Origin of the sequence: Microbacterium sp. Mcb102 (assembly GCF_024519805.1) — a bacterium.
Taxonomy (GTDB): Bacteria; Actinomycetota; Actinomycetes; order Actinomycetales; family Microbacteriaceae; genus Microbacterium.
Window position 1 is genome coordinate 500,678 of sequence record NZ_JALJRG010000002.1, and the last position, 25,901, is coordinate 526,578.

Sequence of the window (25,901 nt, forward strand, 5' to 3'; positions counted from 1 at the left end):
TCGATAGGGATGTCCGATCCCGGCGATAGCCTGGCAGCATGGCCACCCGAAAACCCGCTCCTCCAGCCTACGTCTGCACGGAATGCGGGTGGACCACCGCCAAGTGGGTCGGCCGCTGCGGCGAATGCCAGCAGTGGGGCACGGTTCAGGAGCAGGCAGCGCAGACCGGCATCCTCCGACGCGTCGGCCCCGTCGCTCCGACGGCGGATCGCGCGGCACGACCGATCACGCAGATCACGACGCAGGATGCTCCGCGGCGCTCGAGCGGCGTCGGGGAGTTCGACCGGGTGCTCGGCGGCGGCATCGTGCCCGGAGCCGCGATCCTGCTCAGCGGCGAGCCGGGAGTCGGCAAATCGACCCTGCTGCTCGAGGTCGCGGCCCAGGCGGCTCGCGGCGGTCGCCGTGTCCTGTACGCCAGTGCCGAGGAGTCGCCGGGCCAGGTGCGTCTGCGCGCCGAACGTACCGGCGCCCTGCACGACGAGCTGTACCTGGCGAGCGAGACCGACCTGGCGACCATCCTCGGCCACATCGACGAGGTCAAGCCGCAGCTCGTGATCGTCGACTCGGTGCAGACCGTCTCGTCGTCGCTGATCGACGGTGCCGCCGGGCAGCCGAGCCAGGTGCGCGAGGTCGCGGCGACCCTGATCCGCATCGCGAAGGACCGCGATCTGCCGATCATCATCGTCGGCCACGTGACGAAAGACGGCCAGGTCGCCGGCCCCCGCGTGCTCGAGCACCTGGTCGACGTGGTGTGCCATTTCGAGGGCGACCGGCAGACGTCGCTGCGCTTCATCCGCGCGCTCAAGAACCGCTTCGGTCCGACCGACGAGGTCGGCTGCTTCGAGATGACGGGTGACGGAATCGCCGAAGTCCCCGACCCTTCTGGGCTCTTCCTCTCGCAAGGGGCCACCGAGCCCGGCACGTGCGTCGCGATCTCGCTCGAGGGGCGCCGCGCGCTTCCCGTCGAGGTACAGGCGCTCACGGTTCCCAGCAACGCCCCGAACCCCCGCCGCATCGTGCACGGAGTCGACTCGTCGCGCGTGGCGATGGTGCTGGCGATCCTCGAGCGGCGCGCGAACATCAAGACGAGCACGCTCGACGTCTACGTGTCGACCGTGGGCGGGGTGCGCTTCACCGAACCGGCAGCCGACCTCGCGATCGCCATCGCGGTGGCCGGCTCCATCCAGCAGTTCTCGGTGCCGCGCACGGTCGCCGCCGTGGGCGAGCTCAGCCTCGCCGGCGAGATCCGTCCGGTCACCCAGGCGGCGCAGCGTCGGTCCGAGGCCGCCCGGCTCGGCTACGAGCAGGTCGTCGACGACCGGTCGAAGACCCTCCGCGCCGCGCTCGGGGACGTGCGCGCACGCAACACGTCACGCCGTTCCGATCACGACGTCCCGCCGTTCTGATCGACCCCGGCGGGTCGCTGCAGCCCCCGAGGGTCTCGGCTCTCAGGCGTCGAGCGCCTTGAGCAGCTCGACCGGGTCCGCCTGCATCGGATGCGGGCCCGCGATGTCGAGGAACACGGTCGTGATCGGATGCGCCGCCAGGAAGCTCCGGAGCCAGTCTGACGTGTAGATGCCCACGCCGGGCGGGAGGTTGGCGGGCTTGTTCTTCGCGTCACTGAACAACAGCAGCGCGAGGTCACCGGTGTTCGCGTCACGGTAGGTCCATACCTCTCCGCTGTCGAGCGGATTGTCGCGGGCTCCCGGCTTGATCAGCGGCACGACCGTGGTGCCGTTACGGAGGGCGAGGGCGACCGCTGCGACGTCCTGCTTCTCGAGCGCCAGGGCCAGAGCCTCCGAACGGAAGTCCTCGGGGGCGGGCTTCTTCTTCCCGGGTTTCGCCTTCTTCGCTGCCATGCATCCAGCTTATGCAGACGGCGAGGCGCCGCGCGCGGAATCGACCGCGGAGATGTAAGGGGCCCTCTCGAGTCCTCCATTGGGGACTGGGGTACTCGAGAGGGCCCTCGGACTCTCGGTGCGGCGATGTCGAAGCGCTGGGGACGCTGTAGTTCGACGCCACTGGGGATGGCATGTTGCCGCATGATGCGGAGAGTCACCTCAATGGTATCCCAAAGATCCGCGCCTGTCTGCCTCAGACAGCCGAGGATGCCAAGGTCGCGCCTTTCCGCATGGGAAGCCGCTCAACGCGACGCATTTCGAAGGCGCTGCGGCGCGATCACTTCGAAGTGCGAACAGCGAACTCGAACGACGGGTCAGTACAGGAGGATCTGCGTGGTCGTGAGGCTCGTGAACCCGCCGATGGAAACCTCGACGTGGTACGAGGCTCCCCCGCCGGGAGCGCGCTGACGGTTCTCCTGGTCGCAGGTCTCGACGCTCGAGCGGGTGCGATCCCAGGTCACCGGGTCTTTGCTGGTGACGGTCGTGCCGGCGGTGAGCGTCGCGATCATGCTGCTCGGGTTCTCCTGGCAGTCCGTCGACCGCCACCAGACGTCGGCGCCGCTGGAGATCGTGAAGACCTGCGTCGTCGAGCCGACATCGAGCGTGCAGTCCTTCGTGCCCTTGTTGGTCAAGGAGATGGAGAGCTTCGGCAGGACACCCGCGGCATAGGTCTCCGCGTCCGTGACCGCCGAGACCTCGACGTCTTTCGCCTCGCAGGCGACGATCGCCGGCGTCTGCTCGGACGAAGGGCTCGGCGACGGCGACTCGGCGTCGGTCGTCGGGGTCGTGGTCGTGGTGGGCGTCTCCGACGACGAGGATGCCGGCTTCGGAGAGGCATCCGCGGCTGCCCAGGGCTTCGCGAGCAGGAGCCAGATCCCGATGCCGATCGCGGCGACGAGCAGGATGAGCCCGATCACCACGACCAGTCGCCGACGACGATAGACGGCAGCGGAAGGACGGGGCATGGTTCCAGGTTAAGCGATCCCGCCCGTGCAGCCTGGGAGGCCGCGGCGGTGGTCTGCCGTGGGCCCTCAGAGCACCTTGAGCATGCGCGTGTTGCCGAGCGTGTTCGGCTTGACGTGCGCGAGATCGAGGAACTCCTCGACACCCGCGTCACCGCTGCGCAGCAGCTGGGAGTACACGTCGGGGTCGACGACCTGCTCGCCGATGGGAGTGAAGCCGCGGCGGCTGAAGAACTCGACCTCGAACGTGAGGCAGAACAGGCGCGACAGCCCGAGCGTGCGCGCGTTCTCCTCGAGACGATCGACGATGGCCCGGCCGACGCCGTGGTGCAGCCAGTCATCCTGCACGAGCAGGGTGCGCACCTCGCCGAGATCCTCCCAGAACACGTGCAGCGCGCCGCATCCGATCAGCACACCGTCGGCCTCGGCGACGACGAACTCCTGCACCGCGCCGTAGAGCACCGCCAGGTCTTTACCGAGCAGGATGCGCTGCTCCACGAGGGGCTGCAGCAGGTTGCGGATGCCGACGATGTCGGCGCTGCGGGCCGGCCGGACGATGTACTCGCTCACGGGACAAGCCTAGAACCCACGACCCGTCGCCGCCTGTGCCGGACACAGGAAAGGGGCGGATGCCGCAGCATCCGCCCCTTTCGTGATTCAGCCTTCGTGATTCAGCCGGAGGTCACTCCCCGCTGGCGACCGCCAGGTCGGGAGTGCCGGCGATCGCGCCGCCGCCGGTGTTGGCACCGACCGCGACCTTCTCGCCGCGCGGGCCGTGCTCGAACAGGAACTCCCCGTCCTTCGCGTCGACCTTCACGTGGTCACCCGAGTTGAGCTCACCGTGCAGGATCTTCTCCGACAGACGGTCCTCGACCTCGTGCTGCATCGCGCGACGCAGCGGTCGGGCGCCGAGCGCCGGGTCGAAGCCGATCTCGATGAGACGCTCCTTGGCGGCCTGCGACAGCTCGATCGTCATGTCGCGGTCCAGCAGACGCTCGCCGAGGCGCTTGGCGAACAGATCGACGATCTGCACCAGCTCGGTCTTGGACAGCTGCGGGAACACGATGATGTCGTCGACACGGTTGAGGAACTCGGGCTTGAAGTGCCGCTTGAGCTCTTCGTTCACCTTGCCCTTCATCCGGTCGTAACTGGTCGAGTCGTTGCCCTCGATCTGGAAGCCGACGGGACCGCCCGCGATGTCACGTGCACCGAGGTTGGTGGTCATGATGATGACCGTGTTCTTGAAGTCCACGATCCGACCCTGGCCGTCGGTGAGCCGACCCTCTTCGAGGATCTGCAGCAGCGAGTTGAAGATGTCGGGGTGGGCCTTCTCGATCTCGTCGAAGAGCACCACGCTGAACGGCTTGCGGCGCACCTTCTCGGTGAGCTGGCCACCCTCTTCGAATCCGACGAATCCGGGAGGGGCACCGAACAGACGCGAGACCGTGTGCTTCTCACCGAACTCGCTCATGTCGAGCGAGATGAGAGCCGCCTCGTCGTCGAACAGGAACTCGGCGAGCGCCTTGGCGAGCTCGGTCTTTCCGACACCCGTGGGGCCGGCGAAGATGAACGAGCCCGAGGGACGCTTCGGGTCCTTGAGACCGGCACGCTGACGACGGATGGTCTTGGAGAGGGCGGCGATCGCCTCTTCCTGACCGACGACGCGCTGGTGCAGGGCCTTCTCCATGAAGACGAGTCGGCTGGACTCCTCTTCCGTGAGCTTGAACACGGGGATGCCGGTGGCCTGTGCGAGCACCTCGGCGATCAGACCCTCGTCGACGACCGCGGAGGTCGCGACGTCGCCCGCACGCCACTGCTTCTCGAGACGCAGACGCTCGGCGAGGAGGCTCTTCTCCTCATCGCGGAGGGATGCGGCCTTCTCGAAGTCCTGCTCCTCGGAGGCGACTTCCTTCTGCTCGCGCACCGTGGCGATCTTCTCGTCGAACTCACGCAGCTCGGGCGGGCTCGACAGGATCGACAGACGCAGGCGTGCGCCGGCCTCGTCGATCAGGTCGATCGCCTTGTCCGGAAGGAACCGGTCGGAGACGTAGCGGTCGGCGAGGTTCGCCGCGGCCACGATCGCACCGTCGGTGATCTGCACCTTGTGGTGCGCCTCGTAGCGGTCGCGCAGCCCCTTGAGGATGTTGATGGTGTGCGGCAGCGTCGGCTCGTTGACCTGCACCGGCTGGAAGCGGCGCTCGAGCGCCGCATCCTTCTCGAAGTGCTTGCGGTACTCGTCGAGCGTCGTGGCACCGATGGTCTGGAGCTCACCACGAGCGAGGAGCGGCTTCAGGATGCTGGCCGCGTCGATCGCACCCTCGGCGGCACCCGCACCCACGAGGGTGTGGATCTCGTCGATGAAGACGATGATGTCGCCGCGCGTGCGGATCTCCTTGGTGACCTTCTTCAGGCGCTCCTCGAAGTCACCGCGGTAGCGGGAACCGGCGATGAGAGAGCCGAGGTCGAGCGAGTAGAGCTGCTTGTCCTTCAGCGTCTCGGGAACATCGCCCTTGACGATCGCCTGGGCCAGACCTTCGACGACGGCGGTCTTGCCGACGCCGGGCTCGCCGATCAGGACGGGGTTGTTCTTGGAACGGCGGGAGAGGATCTGCATGACCCGCTCCGCCTCCTTCTCGCGCCCGATGACCGGGTCGAGCTTGTTGTCGCGCGCGGCCTGGGTGAGGTTGCGACCGAACTGGTCGAGCACCGCGGAACCACCCTGGGTGCCGGCAGGCGAGTCGTTGGTCTGCGCGCCGACGGATGCCGGCTCGCGGCCAGGGGCTCCGGAGAGCAGCTGGATGACCTGCTGGCGGACCTTGTTGAGGTCGGCGCCGAGCTTGACGAGCACCTGAGCGGCGACGCCCTCGCCCTCACGGATGAGGCCGAGCAGGATGTGCTCGGTGCCGATGTAGTTGTGGCCGAGCTGCAGGGCCTCGCGGAGGCTGAGCTCGAGCACCTTCTTGGCGCGCGGCGTGAACGGGATGTGCCCGGTCGGCTGCTGCTGACCCTGGCCGATGATGTCCTGCACCTGCTCGCGCACGGCGTCGAGGGAGATGCCGAGGCTCTCGAGGGCCTTGGCGGCGACGCCTTCACCCTCGTGGATGAGGCCGAGCAGGATGTGCTCGGTCCCGATGTAGTTGTGGTTGAGCATCTTCGCCTCTTCTTGGGCGAGGACGACCACTCGACGGGCTCGGTCCGTGAATCTCTCGAACATGCTGTGACTCCTTATTCGCACGGGGCGAAGACGCGTGAAGCGCTTGTACATCGAGAGTAACCACCACATCGGGCACGTATGCCCGTGTTCGCCGTGGGCATACCGGGGCTTGACCGTGTTATCGACAGTCGTTATGTTAACGACAGTCGATAACAACCGAACTCAAGGAGGCAGCGATGCGCACCAGAGAAGGACGCCCCTCACTCGTCGACGGGATCGCCCTCGGACTCATCGCCACCGGCGCCGTCAGCGTCGGGATCGGCGCGATCGTCGCCGTGACCTCGGCCGCATCCGAGATCTTCGGCACCGCGCCGACCGTGTCGATGCCCGTGCACGACGTCGACCTGACCGCGCTGGACGGAGTCTCCGGCGTGAGCGCGGCGACGGTCGACACCGCGCTCGTCACGGTTCCGGCGATGCCTTCGGGGGCCCGCTGGATGCTGCTCCTCGAGACGCTGCTCCCGGCCCTCGCGACCGTGGCGCTGTGCGCCGGCGTCTGGTGGCTCGGCGTCTCCCTCATCCGCTCGCGGCCCTTCCGCGCATCGCTCGGCTGGATGTTCGCGGTCGCCGCCATCCTGATGATCGCCGGCTCGTTGTTCGGACAGTTCGCCGGCGGCGTCGGCCGGGCCATGATCGTGCAGGACCTCGCCGCCACCGATCCGCAGGTCGAGGACGTGCTGTGGACGCTCCTCGTGCAGTTCGACCTCGCACCCGTGGGCTGGGCGTTCGCCCTCGCCCTCGTCGCCGGTCTGTTCGAGATCGGCCGAAGACTGCAGCGCGACACGGAAGGACTCGTCTGATGACCACGACGAACACGACCACCAGAGCCACCCGATCCGAGACGGCGGATGCCATCACCGTGATCCTCTACGCCGCCGCGGCGCTGGTCACGGTCGCGTTCGCCACGATCCTGCGCATCGCGCGCACGTTCCGCGAGACCGGAATCGCCTGGACGATCCTGATCGACCAGCAGCCGATCTCGGCGACGACCGACTCGGGCGCCATCTCGATCGAAGGGTTCGCCGACGAGGCGATGATCATCGCGAGCGGCGTGGACACGGTGTCGATCGTCGCGATCGTCGCCGCCATCGCGCTGTGGGCTCTCGCGGCGCTCCTCGTCATCGCGAGCGTGACCCTGGTCGCCTGGAACTTCCTGCGCGGCCGGTTCTTCGTCCGCGCGAACGTCTGGGCATTCAACATCATCGGCTGGACGCTCGTGGGAGCGCCGATCCTGATCGTGATGCTGGAGACGATGGGGCGCAACGGCGTGACGAGCGCTCTCGGTCTCGGCGACGGTGAGCCCGTACATCTGGTCGAGTTCTGGACGATCGCGCCGTTCTTCGCCACCGGGGTGACCGTCGGACTGGTCGCCGTCGCATTCCGCCGCGGCATCCGCCTGCAGCACGAGAAGGCGGCGCTCGAGAAGGAGACGGAGGGACTCGTCTGATGCTCACCTTCGGATCTGACGAACTCGGACAGTCCCTGCTCTACATCGGGATCGGGCTCGCGGTGATCGCCCTGATCGTGGCGGTCGTCGTATGGAACAGTCGCCGCCGTGGGAGCCGCACCGTCGCCCTCGATGCCGCCCTCACCCTCTCCGCGTGGTGGATCCTGCTCTCGGCCGTGGGCGCAGTGATCGTCATCGCGAAAGCGTTCACCGTCGACTGGGCCGAGCTCCACGGCGAGACGAACGTCTGGGTGGCATGGCCGGCGGACCTTCCGTGCTCCGAATTCGGCGACAGCGCGACGACCATGCTCACCTGCGGCGGGTCGTCGCTCGCGGATTTCACGGTCGGGAACGCCTCCCTCGGGCTTCGCCTCCTCGCGGCAGCGGCCCAGCTGAGCACCCTCGCCCTGACGACCATGCCCGCCGTGATCCTCGCGGTCATCTGCTTCCATACGCTGCGCGGACGCGTGTTCTCGCGCACGGTCACGCGGGCTCTCGTGGGCGGCGCGATCGCCGTCCTCGTGTTCGGCGTCGCCGCCGACCTGCTGGGCGGGATCGCTGCGACCGCCGGGCTGCGCGAGGTGTTCCCGCCCGACAGCGAGTGGTACCCCTCGGCCTACCAGCTCACCGTCACCCCGCTCCCGTTCGGAGCCGCGCTCGCGCTCGTCGCCCTCGCCGCCGTCTTCCGCCAGGGCATGCGTCTAGAGCAGGACAGGGCTCGCCTGCAGCAGGAGACCGAGCGCCTGCAGAAGGACACGGAGGGACTGGTGTGACCCCGGCCGAGAGCGACGACGAGTTCACCGGCATCCACTGCCGGCTCGACGAGCTGCTCGCCGAGCGCGGGATGACCCTGACCGAACTCAGCGCCACGGTGGGGGTGAGCATCGTGAACCTGTCGGTGCTGAAGAACGACCGCGCCCGCGCCATCCGGTACTCCACGCTGCGCGCGATCTGCGAGGCGCTCGACTGCGAGGTGGGTGAGCTGCTGGTGCTGGCTCCGCGCTGACGCGACACCCGCGTCATCGTTCGTCACATCCGCCCAGGGAATTCCCAGGCGGTCATAGCGTTGGGCCTCAGGGCGCGCACTCGGCGCGCCGTGATCCTGGAGTCCCCACCCTCATGAGCACCACCGCACGCGCCCAGAAGGCGCCTGACACCCGCGGGCCGGTCCGGAAGCTGCTGACCTCGTTCGGCTTCCAGATCCTCGCAGCCCTCGTCCTCGGCATCGCCGCCGGTCTGATCGGCCGCCAGCTCGGAGCCACGGCGGAGAACCCCAACGGTCTGTCGGCCACCCTCGACACCATCGGCAACTCGTATGTGACGCTGCTGCGCGCCGCTGTCGTCCCGCTGATCTTCACGGCCATCGTCGCCAGCATCTCGAACCTGCGTCGCGTGCAGAACGCCGCACGCCTGGCCGGCCAGACGATCCTGTGGTTCGCGATCACCGCCTTCATCGCGGTCATCATCGGCATCGTGCTGGGGCTCGTGATCCAGCCGGGCAACCGCGCCGGAGAGGGTCTCGAGACCGGGGAGCCGTACACCGTGGGCACCTGGTGGAACTTCCTGCTGGGCCTGATCCCGCAGAACTTCCTCGGCCTGACGGTCAACACCTCGCCCGGCGCAGCCGACGGCACGTTCTCGTCGAGCGTGGGCTTCAACATCCTCCAGGTCATCGTGGTCGCGGCCGTCATCGGAATCGCGGCACTCAAGGCCGGTAAGAAGGCCGAGCCCTTCCTCATCTTCACCGAGTCGCTGCTGAAGGTCATCCAGCGCGTGCTGTGGTGGATCATCCGCATCGCCCCGCTCGGCACCTTCGGTCTCATCGGCTCGGCCGTGATCAAGTACGGCTGGGAGAAGCTCGCCTCGCTCGGCTGGTTCGCCGCCGCCGTCTACATCGGCCTCGCGCTCGTGCTGTTCGTCGTGTACCCGATCCTGGTGCGCACGCACGGCCTGTCGATCAAGCAGTACTTCTCGGGCGTCTGGCCCGCCGTGCAGCTGGCCTTCGTCAGCCGCTCCTCGATCGGCACGCTGCCCCTCACCGAGCGCGTCACCGAGCGCAACCTCGGCGTCCCGCGCTCCTACGCGTCGTTCGCCGTGCCGCTGGGCGCGACCACCAAGATGGACGGCTGCGCCGCGATCTACCCGGCCATCGCCGCGATCTTCGTCGCCCAGTTCTTCGGCATCGAGCTGAACTTCGTGCAGTACCTGCTGATCGTGATCGTCTCGGTCGTCGGCTCGGCGGCCACCGCCGGCACCACTGGCGCGGTCGTCATGCTCACGCTGACGCTGTCGACCCTGGGCCTGCCGCTCGAGGGCGTCGGGCTGCTGCTCGCCATCGACCCGATCCTCGACATGGGCCGCACCGCGGTCAACGTCGCGGGCCAGGCACTGATCCCGACCATCGTCGCCAAGCGCGAGGGCATCCTGAACGAGGAGCTCTACAACGCGCCGCGCGAGGGCCTGCCCTTCGCCGACGACTCCGGCGACGACGAGGATGCTCCTGAGGCGGATGCCGCCACGGACAAGGAGCCGGTCGGCACCCGCTGACCCCATTCCCGCCTCGCACAGAGCGCCCCGCCCCTTCTCGGGACGGGGCGCTCTGGCGTTTCAGGTCAGGCCCGGCTCTGCTGACGGGTCGCGCCGCGGGTGTCGAGCGCGAGCTCCTCAGCATCCATCGCGGCGATCAGCTCGCGCATGACCTCTTCGTCGAGGTTGCCCGCGTCGCGCTCGGCGAGGAGGATCTCGCGCCGCACCTGCAGCCATCCCCGGGACAGGGCGACGAGGTCTTCGTAGGACGGGCGGCTCGCGGCATCCTCCACCTTCTGCGCCTCGTCGGTGTCCTTCTCGACCCGCGTCATGCGCTTCGTGAACGCGTCGAACACACCGAGGTCGACCTCGCCGTACTTCGCCTCCCACTCGACGCGCCTCTCGGCGAGGAACTTCTTCCCGGCCTCGCGGCTCTTCGCCCGCACTTCGGCGAGCGCCGCTTCGTCTTCCTTCTCATCGGCGTCGCTGGCGATCCCGAGGCTCCGGATGAGCAGCGGCAGCGTGAGCCCCTGCAGCAGTAGCGTGCCGACGGTGACGATGAAGGCGACCACGACGATGGCGTGCGAGGCTTCGGCGTCGAGCGTCGCGAGGTCGGCGGCGGCCACCGCGATCGCGAGGGTGACCACGCCGCGCATGCCCGCCCAGGAGATGACGGCGCTGTCCTTCCAAGTGAGCTTGAGCCCCGCCATCCGGTCGCGCACGATCTGGCTGCGAAGCTCGTCGGCCGTGTAGTCCCCCCAGCGCCGGGACTTGCGGTGCCGCTTCTCGAACTCGCCGCTCTGCACACCCCGGTCCCACCGTTCGAGCTTCCGGCGGTCCTGGAAGTTCGCCCAGGCACTCGTCGGGTAGATGTAGAGCGGCCGCACGACCAGGACGACCAGCAGCACGGCACCGGAGAGCAGGAGGATGTGTCCGACCGACTCGCTGCCGAGATCGCGGAGCACGCGCGGGAACTGCAGCCCGATGTAGGCGAACACGAAGCTCTCCAGCAGCAGGTCGGCCGAGAGCCAGAGCGGCTTCTCCTGCTGACGGGTCGTGTAGTCGGTGCGCGGGGAGTTGTACCCGACGTAGAGGCCCATCGCGACGACGGCGAGAACCCCGGAGCCCAGCAGATGCTCGGCGATCGCATAGGCGCCGAACGGAGCGAGGAGCCCGAACGTGCCGATCACGACCGCATCGCTGATGCGCATCCGCAGCTGGTGCAGGACGATCCCGAACACGAGGCCGATGCCGACCCCGATCGCGACGGCCAGCAGGAACTGCCCGATCCCACCCCAGACCGAGACCGTGGCGCCGGCGAGGATCGCCGCGAACACCCGGTACAGCGTGAGCGAGGTGGCGTCGTTGATGAGGCTCTCGCCGGAGAGGACGGTCATGATCCGGCGGGGCAGACCGAGTCGGCGACCGATCGCCGCGGCGGACACCGCATCGGGCGGGGCGACGATCGCACCGAGCAGCAGCGCGCCGGGGAGGGTGAGCGCGGGGAAGATCCACCAGGCCACGAATCCGACAGCGAGGGCGGTGATCAGCACGAGCCAGATCCCGAGCCTGCGGATCTGCGGCAGGCTGCGCTTGAACCCGACGAACGAGACGTCGAGCGCGGCCGAGTACAGCAGCGGCGGCAGCACCAGGCTGAGGAGCAGGTGCCCGTCGATGTCGATGTCGGGGACGAACGGGAGGAACGAGACGGCGAGCGCCACGACCGTCACCAGCAGCGGCGCCGGCCACCCTCGTGAGCGCGCGAACGCCGCCACCGCGACCGAGCCGACGAGGACGTAGAAGATGCCTGCTTCCATGAGGGAAGCGTATCGCCGCCCTGCATGGCTTCCCGGCGCTCAGGAGCGGCGGGAGGTGGGCCTTTCCCGATCAGAGGCGGACGCGGAATCGTCGGCGAGGGATTCGCGCAGGTCGGCGTTCTCGTCCTGCAACTCGAGCACCCGGGCGATCCCGACGATGTTGAGGCCGTCGTCTCGCAGCTGCGCCGCGCGCCGAAGCCGGTCGATGTCGTCGTCGCTGTAGCGCCGGGTGCCGCCCTTGCTGCGCGCCGGCAGGAGCAGACCCTTGCTTTCGAACAACCGGAGCGTCGCCTCGGGAAGGTCGACGAGCTGAGCTGCCACGGCAATGCCGTAGAGCGGTGTGCGTGAGTCGCGGTGCGTCATCCTGAAAAGTCCCTCAGCTCGGGTTGCGAGTTCTCCGAAGTTGTTCTATAAAAAATCTATAGCACGAGATGCAGATAACCTGCATCGAATCACCGCCCAACTGGGCCGCACGAAAGGAGACACCCCATGGCACTCACCTTCGATCCCTTCAGTCAGCTCGATCGCTTCGCCGCGAGCGTGCTGGACTCCGTTCGCGCACCCCGGCTGATGCCGGTGGATCTGTACCGCGACGGCGACCGGTACATCCTGCACGCCGACCTGCCGGGAGTCGATCCCGGATCGATCGACGTCGACCTCGACGGCGGCCAGCTGACCCTCCGGGCGCAGCGCACGGCCGACAGTCGAGAAGGAGTGCGCTGGCTCGCCCGCGAGCGCGGTGCCGGCTCGTTCCTGCGGCAGTTCTCGCTCGGCGAGGGCGTCGACCTCGACGGCATCAGCGCCTCGTACGACAGCGGCGTGCTCTCGGTGATCATCCCCGTGAGCGAACGCGCCAAGCCGCGCAAGATCACCGTGGAGTCGACCGAGCAGCGCCAGGCCATCGACGCCTGACCTACCGGGGGTGGCGCCGCGCGCGCCACCCCCGCCACGCCGGTCGCAGCCTGATCGGGGAATGCCGGAGAGCGGCGGCGGGTTGTCCCTCGGGATGAATCACGTCGCCCTCTCCGTCCTCGACCTCGTCCCGGTGCGCACCGGCCAGACCAGTGCCGAGGCCATCGCCGCCTCCCTGTCCCTCGCCGAGACCGCCGATCGGCTCGGCTACCGCCGGTACTGGTTCGCCGAGCACCACAACATGCCGTCGGTGGCCTCCACCACTCCCCCGGTGCTGATCGCGGCGGCCGCCACCCGCACCTCCCGCATGCGCCTGGGCTCCGGCGGTGTGATGCTGCCCAACCACGCCCCGCTCATCGTCGCCGAGCAGTTCGCGGCGCTCGAGGCCATCGCCCCCGGACGCATCGACCTGGGTCTCGGCCGCGCCCCCGGCAGTGACCCCGTCATCACGCAGCTGCTGCGCGGCTCGGGCACCACGAGCGACGTCGAGCAGTTCCCCCGCCACGTGCAGGACATCGCGGCGCTGCTCTCGGCCGAGGGCGCTGCGCTGCGGTTCACCTCGGGCGGCGAGTACACCGTGCGCGCGACACCCGCCGCGACCGGCACCCCCGAGGTGTGGCTGCTCGGATCGAGCGACTACTCGGCACAGCTGGCCGCCTCGCACGGCCTGCCCTACGTCTTCGCGAACCACTTCTCGGGTCAGGGCCTCGAGCGCGCGCTCGACCTGTATCGCACCGGCTACCGTCCGAGCGAGGAGCACCCGGAGCCGCGCACCTTCCTCACGGTCAACGCGGTCGCCGCACCCACGCAGGAGGAGGCGGAGGCGCGCGCCCTCCCGCAGTTGCGCATGATGGCGCGACTGCGCCTGAATCAGCCGCTCGCCGCTCTCGAGACCGTCGAGCAGGCGGCCGCGGCCGAGACCGACGCTGCGACCGACGAGGTCGTACAGGCCGCCCGCTCGCGGTGGTTCGTCGGCACGGGCGAGAGCGTGGCCGCGGAGATCAGCGCCTTCGCCGAACGATACGGTGTCGACGAGGTCATGCTGTCGCCGGTCGCCGGCGCCTACGATGCCGAACCGAACGACGCACCGACCGGTCGCGCACAGACGCTCGAGCTCATCGCCGCCGCGCGCTGAGCTCCTGTCAAGCCCTGGCTTTCCCGCCGGTACAGGCGTAGCGTCACGCACAGTGCCGTCGACAGGGGCGCAGCCCCTTCGGCGATCGCACTGTCGGCAGCAGCAGAAGGAGTTCGATGATGAGCACCACCAAGACTCTCGCCCTCTGGGTCGCCTATGGCCGCAACGGCGTCGTCGGCAGCATCCGCCACGATGACGCCGGTTACACGGTGACGATGGTCGGCTCCGACGAGGCGACCGGGACGTACCCGAACCTCGCTTCAGCGAAGGGCTCCCTGCATTCCCATATGGCTCCGGGCAGCGACTGGCCCCGCTTCCAGGAGCACTGAACCACGGCATCCGCCTGACCGTGCTGGGCGGTCGGGCGGGTGACGTCAGACGTCGGGCTCGCCGGAGAGGATGCCGCGCAACCAGTCGCGCGCCTCGATGAAGATGTCGTCGGAGTAGCGCTCGGGGTAGTGCACGATCTGCCGGTCGGCGCGCGGATACGAGCCGAGGAACACGACCCGAGGGCTGAATCGCCGGATGCCGAGCAGCGCGTCGGCCATGCGCTCGTGCTCGATGTGACCGTCGGCGTCGATGACGAACCGGTAGCGACCGAGCTCGTCGCCGATGGGCCGCGACTCGATGAGCGACAGGTTGATGCCGCGGGTCGAGAACTGTTCGAGCATCTCGAGGAGCGAGCCGGGGTGGTCGTGCGGGAGTTCGACGATGAGCGAGGTCTTGTCCGCCCCGGTCGGCTCGGGCGAACGGGTCGTGCGGGTGACGAGGACGAAGCGAGTCACGGCCTGGGCGTTGTCGCCGATGCCCTCCGCGAGCACGTCGACGTCGTAGTGGTTGACGATGCCGGGTGCCGCGATGGCCGCCTGCGCGGGCAGCGTGCCGTCGAGGACGCCGATCGCGGATGCGACGTTGCTCGATGCGGGCACGTGCGAGTGCGAGGGGAGATGGGCGCCGAGCCAGCCGTGGCACTGGGCGTACGCGACCGGATGCGCCGCGATCACCTCGACCTGGTCGAGCGTGGTCCCCCGCGGCGCGACGAGCACGAAGTTCACCCGCACCAGGTATTCGCCGATGATGCGGAGGCCGGGGAGCGTCGCGAGGGCGTCCTGCGTGGTGGAGACGCCGCCCTCGATCGAGTTCTCGATCGCGATCATCGCGGCGTCGCTGCGGCCCTCGAGCACGTCGGCCAGAGCTTCGCCCACGTTGTGCACGGAGCGCCACTGCTGACCTCGGGCTTCGGCCACCTGTTCCAGCGCCGCCTCCGTGAAGGTTCCCGCAGGGCCCAGATAGCTGTAGGTACGGCGTTCAGTCACGGGTTTCACCTTATCCCCCAGCTGACAGACCGATATGCGGATGACTTCGCGGATGCGATCCTGCCGATCAGGGGGCAGACTGAAGAGATGACCAGCCGTGCCGGCCTCCCCGCGGAGGAAAGTGACCTGATCGACGTCGACGAGCTGATCGCCGCCTACTACGACCGCGCACCGAACCCCGACGTCGCCGCCGAGCGGGTCGTGTTCGGCACCAGCGGCCACCGTGGGTCGTCGCTGTCGAACAGCTTCAACGAGAACCACATCCTCGCCACGACGCAGGCGATCGTGGACTACCGGGCCACCCAGGGCATCGCCGGTCCGCTGTTCCTCGGTCGCGACACGCATGCGCTGTCACTGCCGGCCGAGCGCAGCGCGATCGAGGTGCTGCTCGCCAACGGCGTGGACGTGCGCGTCGACTCGCGCGACTCGTGGGTGCCGACGCCGGCGCTCAGCCACGCGATCCTCACGTACAACCGCGGCCGCGCGGCCGACGACCCGGGCCGCGCCGACGGCATCGTCGTGACGCCGTCGCACAACCCTCCGCGTGACGGCGGCTTCAAGTACAACCCGCCGCACGGCGGACCCGCCGACACCGATGCCACCGGCTGGATCGCCGACCGGGCGAACGCGCTGATCGCCGCGGGGCTCGAGGGCGTCAAGTCGGTGCGGTTCGCCGACGTCGACTGGGACGCGCTCGACGGCTACGACTTCCGCGACGCCTACGTGCGCGACCTGCCCTCCATCATCGACATCGATGCGATCCGCAACGCCGGGGTCAGCATCGGCGCCGACCCCCTGGGCGGAGCATCCGTCGAGTACTGGTCGCTGATCGCCGAGATGCACGATCTCGACCTCACCGTCGTGAATCCCGAGGTCGATCCGACCTGGCGCTTCATGACTCTCGACTGGGACGAGAAGATCCGGATGGACCCGTCGTCGCCCTCGGCGATGGCCTCGCTGGTCGCGAAGAAGGGCTCATACGACGTCCTCACCGGCAACGACGCGGATGCCGACCGGCACGGCATCGTCACCCCGGATGCCGGGCTGATGAACCCGAACCACTACCTGGCCGTCGCGATCGACTACCTGTTCTCGCACCGGCAGGACTGGCCGCGGGATGCCGCGATCGGCAAGACGCTCGTGTCGTCGATGATCATCGACCGCGTCGCCGAGTCGCTCGGCCGGCGGTTGCTGGAAGTGCCCGTCGGATTCAAGTGGTTCGTGCCCGGTCTGCTCGACGGCTCGGTCGCGTTCGGCGGCGAGGAGTCGGCCGGCGCATCCTTCCTCCGTCGCGACGGCTCCGTCTGGTCGACCGACAAGGACGGCATCCTGCTGTGCCTGCTGGCCGCCGAGATCATCGCCGTCACCGGCAAGACGCCGTCGGAGCGGTACCGCGAGCTGGAGGCGGCGTTCGGGGCATCCGCCTATCAGCGCGTCGACGCACCGGCGACGCCCGAACAGAAGGCGACGCTCGCGAAGCTCGCTCCCGAGGCCGTGACGGCGACGACTCTCGCCGGTGAGGACATCTCGGCGAAGCTCTCCCACGCCCCCGGCAACGGCGCGGCCATCGGCGGGCTCAAGGTGCAGACCGAGCACGCCTGGTTCGCCGCCCGACCGTCGGGCACCGAAGACGTCTACAAGCTGTACGCCGAGAGCCTGCGCGGCCCGGAGCACCTCGCCGAGGTGCAGGCCGAGGCGCGCGCCGTGGTTTCGGCTGCGCTCGAGGGCTGAGGCAACCGCCACCAAAACGGGTATGTCCCCCAGAAGGGGGACATACTTTTCTCACCTTTACCCGTATCGTCAGTAATGTTTTACACATCACTCACGATAGGGAGAGGCCATCACTATGGAAACGAAGAAGCAGATTCGACTGGGGCTGATCGGAACGTTCAGCGCGATAGCACTGGTCGCGCTCACCGCGCTGCCCGCCGCCGCGATGACGACGTACTACGGCCCGCACGACTGTTACTGGCCCATGCACGCGTATGTGGAAGGCTCCGCTACGAACACCGTGACGCTGAAGATCACCGGGACGGCGCGAACGGGAACCAAGTCCGGAACCTGGGGCAACGGCGCCGTCGCCACCCGCCGCTACGTGAACAGCCCCAACGAGGATCAGCAGAGCGGATCAGCGTACACGAGCGCCTCCCGTTGGGTATATCAAGGCTACGACTGCAGCTACTGAGGTCGGTGATGAAGCGAACCGCAGCGGTGCTACTCAGCGCAATCATCGCAACCCCCGCACTACTCCTCGGAGGATGCGCGAGCTCAGCCCCGGAGCCGCGCGCGACTGCGGAAAGCGTGGATCTGGGGATCGATCCAGAGTTCGGCAGCACCATGGCGTCATGCATGGTCGATCACGGATGGGACGCGGACGTCACCGGCGACGGCGGAGTGTTGAGCAACGTCCCCGATGGACAGGAAGAGCCGTATGACGCAGACCTCGCGGAGTGCGCGAAGGAGAACGGACTCGACAAGATCGCCCCCGCACTCACCGAACCCGAGTTGAGGCTGCTTTATCTCATGGAGCTGGACACGGCCGAGTGCATCCGCGGTCAGGGCCTCGATCCAGGGAGCCCACCGAGCGAGCAGAGCTTCGTGGAAGGTGCACTCGCCGATGGGAACGCATGGGACCCGTACGCGGAGGTGTACACGACCTCGAACTCCCAGGTCACCGAAGACGAGTACTTCGCACTTCTCGAAGAGTGCCCTCGGCCGGGATACTAGATGTCTTCATCACCTGTCGACTCGGCATACCGCGAGGACATCGCCGGACGGCCTCGCGGTCGCCTGCGCGGTGCGATGATCCTCGCGGCCATCGCCCTGCTGGTGATCGGTGCCGCGAGTACTTGGGCCGTCGTGACGATCCTCCGTCCCGCCGACGATCCTCTGTCCTCGGCGGGACACTCCTTCGTCGCGGTGGAACACGGCAGTGTCGGGTACGCGGTGAGCCTCAACACGATGACTGAGTGGGCGCAGCAGCCCATCGGCACCAACCGTGCCGCGGGAATCGTCACGGATATCGCCGTCGAAGCAGGCACCGCGGTCACCTCCGGCACGGTGCTCTACACCGTCGATCTGCGTCCGGTCGTCGTCGCTCAGGGCGCCGTTCCGATGTTCCGATCCCTCGGTCTCGACAGCGCGGGCGCGGACGTTCGCCAATTGCAGGAGATGCTTCGCGACAGCGGCCAGTACGGCGGCAGCATCGACGGGGTGTTCGGCGAGGGAACCAAGGGCGCCGTCAGCCGCTGGCAGAGGACGCTTGGCGCACAACCGTCGGGGATGGTCGACGTCGGTGACGTCATCTTTGTGCCGTCGCTACCCGCGCGCGTGACGCTCGACACCGCCGTGATCAATCGCGGGGCAACGCTCACCGGGGGCGAGAGTGTCGTACGCGGACTCTCGCCCGCTCCGACATTCCAGATCCCCGTCACCGAGGCTCAGGCGGCGATGATGCCCACCGGAACGAAAGTCGAGATCACCTCTCCGCGCGGAGAGACATGGGAGGCGACCGCCGAAGAACAACTGCGCGGTGACGAAGGCGCCATTGATATCCGTCTGAGCGCACCGGACGGAGAGTTCATCTGCGCAACCGCGTGCAGCGAGATACCGCCTACGGGCAAGACCGCCCTCCGTTCACGGATCATCGTCGTCGCAGAAGTCGAAGGACTTGTCGTGCCCTCTGCGGCGCTGGTGACCGTCGCAGACGGATCGACAGCTGTTGTCGATGAGGACGGGCGTGAGGTCGCGGTGAAGGTCGTTGCGTCTGCGAAAGGGATGTCGGCGATCACCGGGGCGCGGCAGGGGTTGCGTGTACAGATCCCCGGGAGTGCGACGAAATGAGTTCCGCGACCGGCATGAGGTTGCGCGCCGATGACCTGACCTTCCGGTACGACGCCGATCATCCGCTCATCGAAGGCTGGTCGGCAGAATTTCCCGCCGGTTCGACAACGGCGCTGACGGGCCGGTCTGGCCGCGGAAAGTCAACGGTGCTGTACCTGCTCGGCCTCATGCTGAAGCCGAGCAGCGGGGAAGTGTTGATCGATGGGACTTCGAGCCGTGTGTTCCGCGATGCGCAGCGCGCGCATCTGCGCGCCGAAAGGATCGGATTCGTCTTTCAGGATGCCGCCCTCGACACCACGCGATCCGTGCTGGACAACGTCACTGAGACGGCTCTGTACCGCGGACTGCCTCGACACGCTCTCGAGCCGCGAGGACACGAGCTTCTCGCGCGGTTCGGTGTCGATGTGCCGGCGCAACGCAAACCCGGGCAAGTGTCCGGGGGTCAGGCACAGCGCATCGCTCTCTGCCGGGCTCTCCTCAACGCGCCGGACATTCTCTTGGCCGATGAACCCACGGGAAACTTGGACCCGACGACGGCAAGCGTCGTCGTCAAGGCACTGCAGGATCATGCCCGCGCGGGGGCCGCTGTCATCATCGTCACGCACTCCCCCGAGGTCGCGAGCGCGTGCGACCGGGAGATCACACTGTGATCGGTCCTGTTCTCCGCGAATCGCGAGCGGCGATCCGCTCCCAACCGGTGGCTTCCCTCATCACGGTCCTGATGGTCGTGGGCATGATCGTCGTCGTCATGCTCACCACCGGGCGCACCGTCGGAGCCGAGCAGAACGTTCTCAACTCCATCGACTCCGCAGGCACGCGCTCGATAACGATCCGCGCCGATCCCGATTCCGGCCTCACCGCCGACGTTCTCGACCGGATCGACGGGATCGAAGGGATCGAGTGGGCCGCGGGCTTGTCGGCTGCGGTGGATGCCACCAATTCGCGCGTGCCAGGCGGGGCGCACGTTCCCGTTCGCCTCGCCTACGGCGCCGACCTCGAGCGACTAGGAATACCCCATGAGTCCCCGTTACCAGGCGCCCTGGTTTGGGAGTCGGATCAGGCAGCGGAGCAGCTCGGCACTCCAGACTTCGTCGGTGGAGTCTCAATCGTCGACTCGGGCGGCGCCTTCGGCATAGGCGGGCGACTTGAGGTTCCAGAATTTCTTCGGAGATTCGAGCCTCTGGCGCTGGTCCCACACCCCGTCGATGGCGACGAGCGAATCGCTGTCCTTATCGTCATCGCCACGTCACCCGAACTCGTCGGCCCGATCAGTGAGACAGTCGTATCTCTGCTCGGCGTCGAGGACGCCTCGAAGACGAAGGTACAGACGAGTGAGGCGCTGGCCGATCTGCGAGGACTAATCGACGCGCAACTCCGCGGATTCTCCCGAGGCCTCGTGATCGCTCTCCTCACTCTGACCGCCCTTCTGGTCGCTGTTCTGCAGTACGGCCTGGTGCTGATGAGGCGAAAGGATTTCGGCCGGAGGAGGGCGCTCGGGGCGAGTCGCGCGCTCATCATCACCCTCCTCCTGATGCAAACCGCGGTGCTCTGCGTCATCGGCACCGGGATCGGAATCGGCATCTCGCTCGTCGCGCTCGCCGCGAGTGGCGACCCCTGGCCAGGGGCAACCTTCACCGGAGCGCTGGCGGTGGTCGCTGTGAACACGGCTCTCGTCGCTGCCATCGCTCCGGCGATTCTGGCGAGCCGTCGAGAACCGATCAACGAACTCCGAATCCCGTGAATTCTGTCGCCAGAACAGGGAGCGCGCGACCTCAGGACTCCGCGGCGCGGGCCAGCACGGCGCCGGCCTCGCGCAGCCAGCGCGCGGGGTCGGCGAGAGCGGCCTCGGAGGAGCCGGCGAGATCGGTGAGAGAAACGGATGCCGCGAAGAGCGCGGTGTCCGCATCCGCGGTGATGCGCCCGGCGGCGAGCAGCGCGCGGGTGTCCGCGACGGCGGCGACGCCGGCGAGGAACGAGGGCACCTTGCCGTCGCCGGACTGTCCGTCGTAGGAGCCTTCGCCCGTGATGACGAAGTCGGCGTCGGCGATCGCGTCGGCGAGGCCGATGAGCTCGGCCACCTCGGCGGCGCCGGGTGCGAGCACACCGCCCCACACGACGAGCGCGGCACCGGTGCCTCCCGCCGCGCCGTACCCCTCCCCCGCCGGGTCGATGCCCAGCAGGTCGGCGAGGCGGCGCAGACCGTCGTCGACGAGCGCGATGTCCTCCGTCGCGCGCAGCCCCTTCTGCGGGCCGAACACTGCGGCCGCACCCCGTGGGCCGGTGAGCGGGTTGGTGACGTCGGTCAGCACACGCACCTCGGGCGCCGCTCGCAACCCCGTCAGGTCGACCGTGGCGATCTGGGCGAGCCCGCGGGCACCGCGGGCCACGGGTGCGCCGGAATCGTCGAGGAACCGCGCACCCAGCGCGGTGAGCATCCCGGTGCCGCCGTCGGTCGAGGCGCTCGATCCGATGCCGACCACGAGACACGAGACACCGTGATCGAGGGCTGAGGCCATGGCCTGGCCGAGGCCCGTCGTGTCCGCATCCCAGGGCTGCAGCTCGTCGAGGAGCTCGATTCCGGAGGTCGAACCGAGGTCGACCACCGCGGTTCCCGCGGGCGCATCCTCGCTCGGCGGCAGCAGCAGCCACGAGGTGTCGATGCGGGTTCCGGCAGGCCCGTCGACGACCACGGGCATCCGAACCGCACCGGGGACCGCGGCCTCGAACGCGGCGACCGTGCCCTCGCCGCCGTCTGCCATCGGTCGATGCACGAACTCCGCGGCCGGATCGACCGCGGTCCATCCCTCGGCGAGCGCCGCCGCGGCGTCGGCCGCCGTGAGCGTGCCCTTGAAGCTGTCGGGCGCCAGCACCACGCGGGTCATCGGGGGATCGCGGGAGTGCTCGCCCGCACGACGACTTCGAGCGGGAGCGGCGACTGCTCCCAATCGGCGTCGACCGTCGCGCGGAAGGCCTGGTAGCCCACCTCGGTCAGCGGTACGCGGACGGTCGTCAACGCCGGGGACACGTCGCTGCTCGCGGGCACGTCGTCGAAGCCGCAGACGGCGATGTCCGCGCCGATCTCGCGACCGGCCTCGCGGATGGCGGACATCGCACCGATCGCGACGACATCGCTGATCGCGAAGACGAGGGTTCCCGCCGGCACCCCGTCGGCGAGGGCGGCCGCCATGCCCGCCGCACCCGATTCGCGCCGGAAGTCCCCCCGCCGCACGCTCTCCACCGCACCCCCGGAGGCCTCGAACCCGGCGCGGAAACCGGCCAGACGATCATCCGAGGTGCGCACGCCCTCGGCGGTGCCGAGCACGATCGCTGAGCGGTAGCCGAGCTCGGCCATCCGCCGACCGAGCGCCTCGGCGCCGGAACGGTTGTCGATCTCGATGCGCCGATCCGCGTCGCCGTCCGGCCCGAAAGCGACGACCGTGCCGCCCAGGCGGGCGAACTCGGCGAGCTCGTGCGCGGTGTCGACCTCCCTGGGCTCCTGCGTGCGCGAGGCCGCGAGGATCAGCCCGCGCGGACGCTGGCCGCGCAGAGCACGCACGATCCGCGCTTCCCGCTCCTGATCGCGTTCGGTGATCGCGATGGTCACGACCAGTCCGTGCTCGTCGGCACCACGCGCGACGCCGGATGCGATCAGCCCGAAGTAGGGGTCGGCGATGTCGGCGACGAGCAGGGCGATGACGGGAGACGTGCCCCGAGCGATCGCCTGGGCGGAGACGTTGGCGGTGTAGCCGAGTTTCGCCGCCGCGGCTTCGACGCGTTCGCGGAACGATTCGGCCACCTTGCGCTCCGAGCCGTTGAGCGCGCGCGAGGCCGTGGCCAAGGAGACACCGGCCTCGCGCGCCACGTCGTGCAGCGTGGGCGCGGGGCCGCGGGGATGACGTGAGGCGCGCTCCGACGACGGCCGCTCCGCGGGGGATGCGGGGTTGGTCATGACTCCGAGCCTACTTCCCGGAAATTCGTCACGCGGGCCTCTCCAGATAGTCGCGCAGCGCTGCCGCCTCGCGGGCGAGCAGGGCCGGATCGTCGCCGGGCACGAACTCGAGAAGCGCATCCCGTGGGGGCGCCGCGGCCGATGCCGCCGCCGCGAAGAACCGGGTCCACAGCGCGTCCCGCGCGCGCAGGGGCAGCCGCTCGTCCTGTGGCCACCAGGAGAAGACGTGGGCCGCCCGCGTGTGCGCGGCGAGCGCGAGGTACTCCTCCAGCACGGTGTCGACGGAGGCTCCGACCGTCGGCTGCCAGTAGGTCGACAGCGCCGGGCTGCCGACCTCGGCGAGGAGCCGCAGCGTCGTCGGCGCCGTGTCGGCGAGCGTGCGGGAGTGGAACTCGAGAGCGAGGGCGATGCCGCGGCCCGCCGCCTCTGCTGCCGCGGCCTGCAGTCGGTCGACCACCGCGCTCCAGTCGTCGGGGGTCGCGGCATCCGAGCCGATCCTGCCTGCCCAGATGCGCACACGATCGGCTCCGAGGGCCTCGGCGCTGTCGAGCACCGGGGTCAGGGGCTCGTCCGCTCCGGCGCGGAAATACGACCCGTACGACGCGACCGCGAGGCCCGCGTCCGCGGTGAGGTGGGCGACCTCCCCGGCTCGGACGACGTCTCCCGACGGCACGTGCACATCGCCGCCCCACTCGATCGCCTCGAGCCCGGCATCCGCTGCGAGCTCGATGATCCGCTCGGGCGCGAGCGCGCGGAAGGTCACCGAGCACAGTCCTGGGCGGGTGCGGGTCATGGCGTCATCCTCTCAGTCCCGTTCCTGCCGGCGACCGGCGGGCGTCATCCGAGGTGCGGGGAGACGGCCGCGGCGAAGGTGTCGGCCGTGCGGCGCACGACGTTCGAAGGAGCATCCGCCCAGATGTCGGCGTTGAAGATCTCGACCTCGATGTCGCGGTCGTACCCGGTCGCGATGACCGCACGGGTGAGCGAGCCGAAGTCGATCACCCCGTCGCCGGTGTAATGCCGCGAGAGCAGCACGTCGGACGGGAGGGGCGTCTTCCAGTCGCACACCTGGTAGGTGGCGATGCGGCCTTCACGCCCCGCGCGGGCGATCTGCTCGAGCACCTGCGGGTCCCACCAGATGTGGAAGGTGTCGACCGCCGCCCCCACCACCTCGGGCTCGAAATCGGCGGCGATGTCGAGCGCCTGACCGAGCGTCGAGACGACCGCACGATCGGAGGCGAACATCGGATGCAGCGGCTCGATCGCGAGTGTGACCCCCGCGGCCTTCGCTTCGGGAGCGAGAACGCCGATCGCATCGCGGACACGCTCGCGCGCCCCGATCAGGTCGCGCGACCCCTCGGGCAGGCCACCCGCGACGAGCACGAGCACCGCGGTCGAGCCCTCGGCACCGGCGGCAGCCAGGGTCGCAGTCTCCTCGATCGCCCGACGGTTGTCGTCGAGCGCGGCCTCCCGTTCGGCCCCGACGGGCAGCGTGAAGAACCCGCCACGGCAGTGGGTCGTGAAGCGCAGCCCCGAGTCCGACAGCATCCGGGCCGCGACGTCGAGGCCGACCTCGTTGACCGGCTCGCGCCACAGTCCGATCGCCTGGATGCCGGCGTCGGCGGTGACCCGCAGGGCCGTGGCCAGGTCGGCGTACTTGATGGTCGCCTGGTTGATCGACAGGCGCGGGTCCACGGCGCTCACGCGTCCACTCCGTTCAGGCGCAGCATCCCGTGCCACCGTTCGCGGGCGAGGTCGGGCTGCTCGAGCGCGAGCGAGGCGTTGGCGAGCTCGACGATGCGGCTCAGATGCGGCAGGCTGCGCGCGGAGTGCAGGCCTCCCACCATCTGGAACGCCGGTTGGTGCCCGTTCAGCCAGGCGAGGAAGGCGACACCGGTCTTGTAGTAGAAGGTCGGCGCGGCGAAGACCTGTCGGCTGAGCTCCTCGGTCGGGCCGAGGATGCGCAGGTACGCCTCCGGGTCTCCGGCATCCAGCGCCTGGATCGCCGCCGACGCCACCGGGGTGATCGCCGCGAACGCCCCGAGCAGTGCGTCCGAGTGCCCCGCGCCGTCGCCGACGGTGTCGCCGCCGATCAGGCTCACGTAGTTGAAGTCGTCGCCGGTGAACATGCGCACGCCCTCGTGCAGTCGCTCCCGCACCGAGATCTCGGACTCGGCGTTCAGCAGACTCATCTTGACGCCGGCGACCTTGCCGGGGTTCTCCTCGATCACATCGAGCAGCACCGCGGATGCCGTCTGCCAGTCGTCGGCTCCGAAGTATCCGGCCAGCTCGGGGTCGAACGCCGTGCCGAGCCAGTGCAGCACCACGGGAGCGGTCGCGCGCGACAGCACCTCACGGTAGACGCGACGGTAGTCGTCGGCGCCCGTCGCGACACGGGCGAGGTGGCGGGAGGCCATGAGCACGGGGCCGGCCCCCTGCTCCTCGGTGAAGTGCAGCTGCTCGAGGTAGGCGGCGATCACCTGGTCGATCGAGATGTGCGTCTCAGCGACATGGTCGGTGTTGACGCCGACCACGACCGAGCCGCCTTCCTCTCGGGCGACCTCGGCGCTGCGGGAGATCAACTCGCGGGTGGCCGCGGCATCCAGTCCCATGTTCCGCTGTGCGGTGTCCATGGCGTCGGCGACGCCGAGTCCCCACGAGTACACGTTGCGCCGGAACGCGAGCGTGGCGTCCCAGTCGATGTCGGCCGGCTGCCCCGGGGTGTTGTCGGCGTGGACCTTCGGCACCACGTGCGCCGCGGCATAGGCGACGCGGCTCTGCAGCGGGGCGGTCGGACGGGTGTACGCGCCCGAGTCGTTGAGGGCGACGTCGGCGGTCTCACCGGTCACGCGGAGAAGTCGGAGGGTGCTCATGCGCGC

The 25,901-nt window shown here is 68.9% G+C and carries 27 protein-coding genes; 15 read left to right on the forward strand and 12 right to left on the reverse strand.

The genetic code is table 11. The features are described 5' to 3' along the window. Nucleotides 1-38: 38 nt before the first annotated feature. Nucleotides 39-1,406 carry a DNA repair protein RadA gene (radA, locus tag OC372_RS08730; RefSeq protein ID WP_029262441.1) on the forward strand — a complete coding sequence of 456 codons (1,368 nt, stop codon included), beginning with the start codon at nt 39-41 and terminating at the stop codon, nt 1,404-1,406. Nucleotides 1,407-1,448: 42 nt separating this feature from the next. On the opposite strand, the gene OC372_RS08735 is transcribed toward radA, so the two are convergent. The 4 genes from OC372_RS08735 to OC372_RS08750 form a co-directional block, all read right to left on the reverse strand. After that, the gene (locus tag OC372_RS08735) at nt 1,449-1,859 is read right to left on the reverse strand and encodes a hypothetical protein (protein WP_029262442.1); all 411 of its coding nucleotides are present in this window, start codon (nt 1,857-1,859) and stop codon (nt 1,449-1,451) included. Nucleotides 1,860-2,215: 356 nt separating this feature from the next. Continuing rightward, a complete protein-coding gene (locus OC372_RS08740) occupies nt 2,216-2,866 on the reverse strand; it encodes a hypothetical protein (protein ID WP_262001549.1) in 651 nt (216 codons plus the stop codon). Nucleotides 2,867-2,932: 66 nt separating this feature from the next. Beyond that, complete coding sequence (locus OC372_RS08745; RefSeq protein ID WP_029262444.1) at nt 2,933-3,433, reverse strand: amino-acid N-acetyltransferase; 501 nt, start codon at nt 3,431-3,433, stop codon at nt 2,933-2,935. A gap of 112 nt (nt 3,434-3,545) precedes the next feature. Beyond that, a complete protein-coding gene (locus OC372_RS08750; RefSeq protein ID WP_029262445.1) occupies nt 3,546-6,077 on the reverse strand; it encodes an ATP-dependent Clp protease ATP-binding subunit in 2,532 nt (843 codons plus the stop codon). A 176-nt stretch (nt 6,078-6,253) separates the two neighbouring features. On the opposite strand from OC372_RS08750, the gene OC372_RS08755 reads away from it, so the two are divergent. The 5 genes from OC372_RS08755 (at nt 6,254) to OC372_RS08775 (ending at nt 10,071) form a co-directional block, all read left to right on the forward strand. Then, nucleotides 6,254-6,877 carry a hypothetical protein gene (locus OC372_RS08755; RefSeq protein WP_262001550.1) on the forward strand — a complete coding sequence of 208 codons (624 nt, stop codon included), beginning with the start codon at nt 6,254-6,256 and terminating at the stop codon, nt 6,875-6,877. After that, nucleotides 6,877-7,524, forward strand: coding sequence for a hypothetical protein (locus OC372_RS08760; protein WP_262001551.1), 648 nt, complete (start codon nt 6,877-6,879; stop codon nt 7,522-7,524). Before OC372_RS08755 ends, OC372_RS08760 begins: the two co-directional genes overlap by 1 nt. After that, nucleotides 7,524-8,297, forward strand: a complete 774-nt coding sequence (locus OC372_RS08765; protein WP_262001552.1) for a hypothetical protein — start codon at nt 7,524-7,526, stop codon at nt 8,295-8,297. The genes OC372_RS08760 and OC372_RS08765 overlap by 1 nt, the downstream gene beginning before the upstream one ends. After that, nucleotides 8,294-8,530, forward strand: a complete 237-nt coding sequence (locus OC372_RS08770; protein WP_262001553.1) for a helix-turn-helix domain-containing protein — start codon at nt 8,294-8,296, stop codon at nt 8,528-8,530. The genes OC372_RS08765 and OC372_RS08770 overlap by 4 nt, the downstream gene beginning before the upstream one ends. Before the next feature lie 113 nt (nt 8,531-8,643). After that, nucleotides 8,644-10,071 carry a dicarboxylate/amino acid:cation symporter gene (locus OC372_RS08775; protein ID WP_262001554.1) on the forward strand — a complete coding sequence of 476 codons (1,428 nt, stop codon included), beginning with the start codon at nt 8,644-8,646 and terminating at the stop codon, nt 10,069-10,071. A 65-nt stretch (nt 10,072-10,136) separates the two neighbouring features. Here OC372_RS08775 and OC372_RS08780 read toward each other — a convergent pair whose 3' ends face one another. After that, the gene (locus OC372_RS08780; RefSeq protein WP_105711936.1) at nt 10,137-11,867 is read right to left on the reverse strand and encodes a cation:proton antiporter; all 1,731 of its coding nucleotides are present in this window, start codon (nt 11,865-11,867) and stop codon (nt 10,137-10,139) included. A 39-nt stretch (nt 11,868-11,906) separates the two neighbouring features. Beyond that, the gene (locus tag OC372_RS08785; RefSeq protein WP_105711937.1) at nt 11,907-12,230 is read right to left on the reverse strand and encodes a MerR family transcriptional regulator; all 324 of its coding nucleotides are present in this window, start codon (nt 12,228-12,230) and stop codon (nt 11,907-11,909) included. A gap of 126 nt (nt 12,231-12,356) precedes the next feature. Between OC372_RS08785 and OC372_RS08790 the strand changes: the two genes are divergently transcribed. The 3 genes from OC372_RS08790 (at nt 12,357) to OC372_RS08800 (ending at nt 14,243) form a co-directional block, all read left to right on the forward strand. Beyond that, nucleotides 12,357-12,779 carry an Hsp20/alpha crystallin family protein gene (locus OC372_RS08790; protein ID WP_029262455.1) on the forward strand — a complete coding sequence of 141 codons (423 nt, stop codon included), beginning with the start codon at nt 12,357-12,359 and terminating at the stop codon, nt 12,777-12,779. Between the two features lie 94 nt (nt 12,780-12,873). Next, nucleotides 12,874-13,914 carry an LLM class flavin-dependent oxidoreductase gene (locus OC372_RS08795; RefSeq protein WP_262001555.1) on the forward strand — a complete coding sequence of 347 codons (1,041 nt, stop codon included), beginning with the start codon at nt 12,874-12,876 and terminating at the stop codon, nt 13,912-13,914. Nucleotides 13,915-14,033: 119 nt separating this feature from the next. Further along, nucleotides 14,034-14,243, forward strand: coding sequence for a methyltransferase (locus OC372_RS08800; RefSeq protein WP_262001556.1), 210 nt, complete (start codon nt 14,034-14,036; stop codon nt 14,241-14,243). 45 nt (nt 14,244-14,288) lie between these two features. On the opposite strand, the gene pheA is transcribed toward OC372_RS08800, so the two are convergent. Continuing rightward, entirely contained in the window at nt 14,289-15,239 is a 951-nt protein-coding gene (gene pheA / locus OC372_RS08805; RefSeq protein WP_029262458.1) for a prephenate dehydratase, read from the reverse strand. Between the two features lie 78 nt (nt 15,240-15,317). Here pheA and pgm point away from each other — a divergent pair, with 78 nt between their 5' ends. From pgm to OC372_RS08835, 6 genes are all read left to right on the forward strand, one after another. Continuing rightward, a complete protein-coding gene (gene pgm, locus OC372_RS08810) occupies nt 15,318-16,961 on the forward strand; it encodes a phosphoglucomutase (alpha-D-glucose-1,6-bisphosphate-dependent) (protein ID WP_262001557.1) in 1,644 nt (547 codons plus the stop codon). Nucleotides 16,962-17,076: 115 nt separating this feature from the next. After that, on the forward strand, nt 17,077-17,415 hold the full coding sequence (locus tag OC372_RS08815) for a hypothetical protein (RefSeq protein ID WP_105711939.1): 339 nt from the start codon (nt 17,077-17,079) through the stop codon (nt 17,413-17,415). 5 nt (nt 17,416-17,420) lie between these two features. Then, complete coding sequence (locus OC372_RS08820; protein WP_262001558.1) at nt 17,421-17,957, forward strand: hypothetical protein; 537 nt, start codon at nt 17,421-17,423, stop codon at nt 17,955-17,957. After that, nucleotides 17,958-19,073, forward strand: a complete 1,116-nt coding sequence (locus OC372_RS08825; RefSeq protein ID WP_262001559.1) for a peptidoglycan-binding protein — start codon at nt 17,958-17,960, stop codon at nt 19,071-19,073. Further along, on the forward strand, nt 19,070-19,723 hold the full coding sequence (locus tag OC372_RS08830; protein WP_262001560.1) for an ABC transporter ATP-binding protein: 654 nt from the start codon (nt 19,070-19,072) through the stop codon (nt 19,721-19,723). The genes OC372_RS08825 and OC372_RS08830 overlap by 4 nt, the downstream gene beginning before the upstream one ends. 47 nt (nt 19,724-19,770) lie before the next feature. Next, complete coding sequence (locus OC372_RS08835) at nt 19,771-20,814, forward strand: ABC transporter permease (protein ID WP_262001561.1); 1,044 nt, start codon at nt 19,771-19,773, stop codon at nt 20,812-20,814. Nucleotides 20,815-20,845: 31 nt separating this feature from the next. Here the strand turns inward: OC372_RS08835 and OC372_RS08840 are convergent, their stop codons facing one another. The 5 genes from OC372_RS08840 to OC372_RS08860 are packed head-to-tail and all read right to left on the reverse strand — an operon-like array spanning nt 20,846 to nt 25,895. After that, nucleotides 20,846-21,955 (reverse strand): glycerate kinase, encoded by a 1,110-nt coding sequence (locus OC372_RS08840; protein ID WP_262001562.1) that lies wholly within the window; start codon nt 21,953-21,955, stop codon nt 20,846-20,848. Next, nucleotides 21,952-23,022 (reverse strand): LacI family DNA-binding transcriptional regulator, encoded by a 1,071-nt coding sequence (locus OC372_RS08845; RefSeq protein WP_262001563.1) that lies wholly within the window; start codon nt 23,020-23,022, stop codon nt 21,952-21,954. Before OC372_RS08845 ends, OC372_RS08840 begins: the two co-directional genes overlap by 4 nt. A 28-nt stretch (nt 23,023-23,050) precedes the next feature. Continuing rightward, nucleotides 23,051-23,815 (reverse strand): sugar phosphate isomerase/epimerase family protein, encoded by a 765-nt coding sequence (locus OC372_RS08850; RefSeq protein WP_262001564.1) that lies wholly within the window; start codon nt 23,813-23,815, stop codon nt 23,051-23,053. 44 nt (nt 23,816-23,859) lie between these two features. Then, complete coding sequence (locus OC372_RS08855) at nt 23,860-24,726, reverse strand: sugar phosphate isomerase/epimerase family protein (protein WP_262001565.1); 867 nt, start codon at nt 24,724-24,726, stop codon at nt 23,860-23,862. Then, complete coding sequence (locus OC372_RS08860; RefSeq protein ID WP_262001566.1) at nt 24,723-25,895, reverse strand: dihydrodipicolinate synthase family protein; 1,173 nt, start codon at nt 25,893-25,895, stop codon at nt 24,723-24,725. Before OC372_RS08860 ends, OC372_RS08855 begins: the two co-directional genes overlap by 4 nt. Nucleotides 25,896-25,901: the final 6 nt, after the last annotated feature.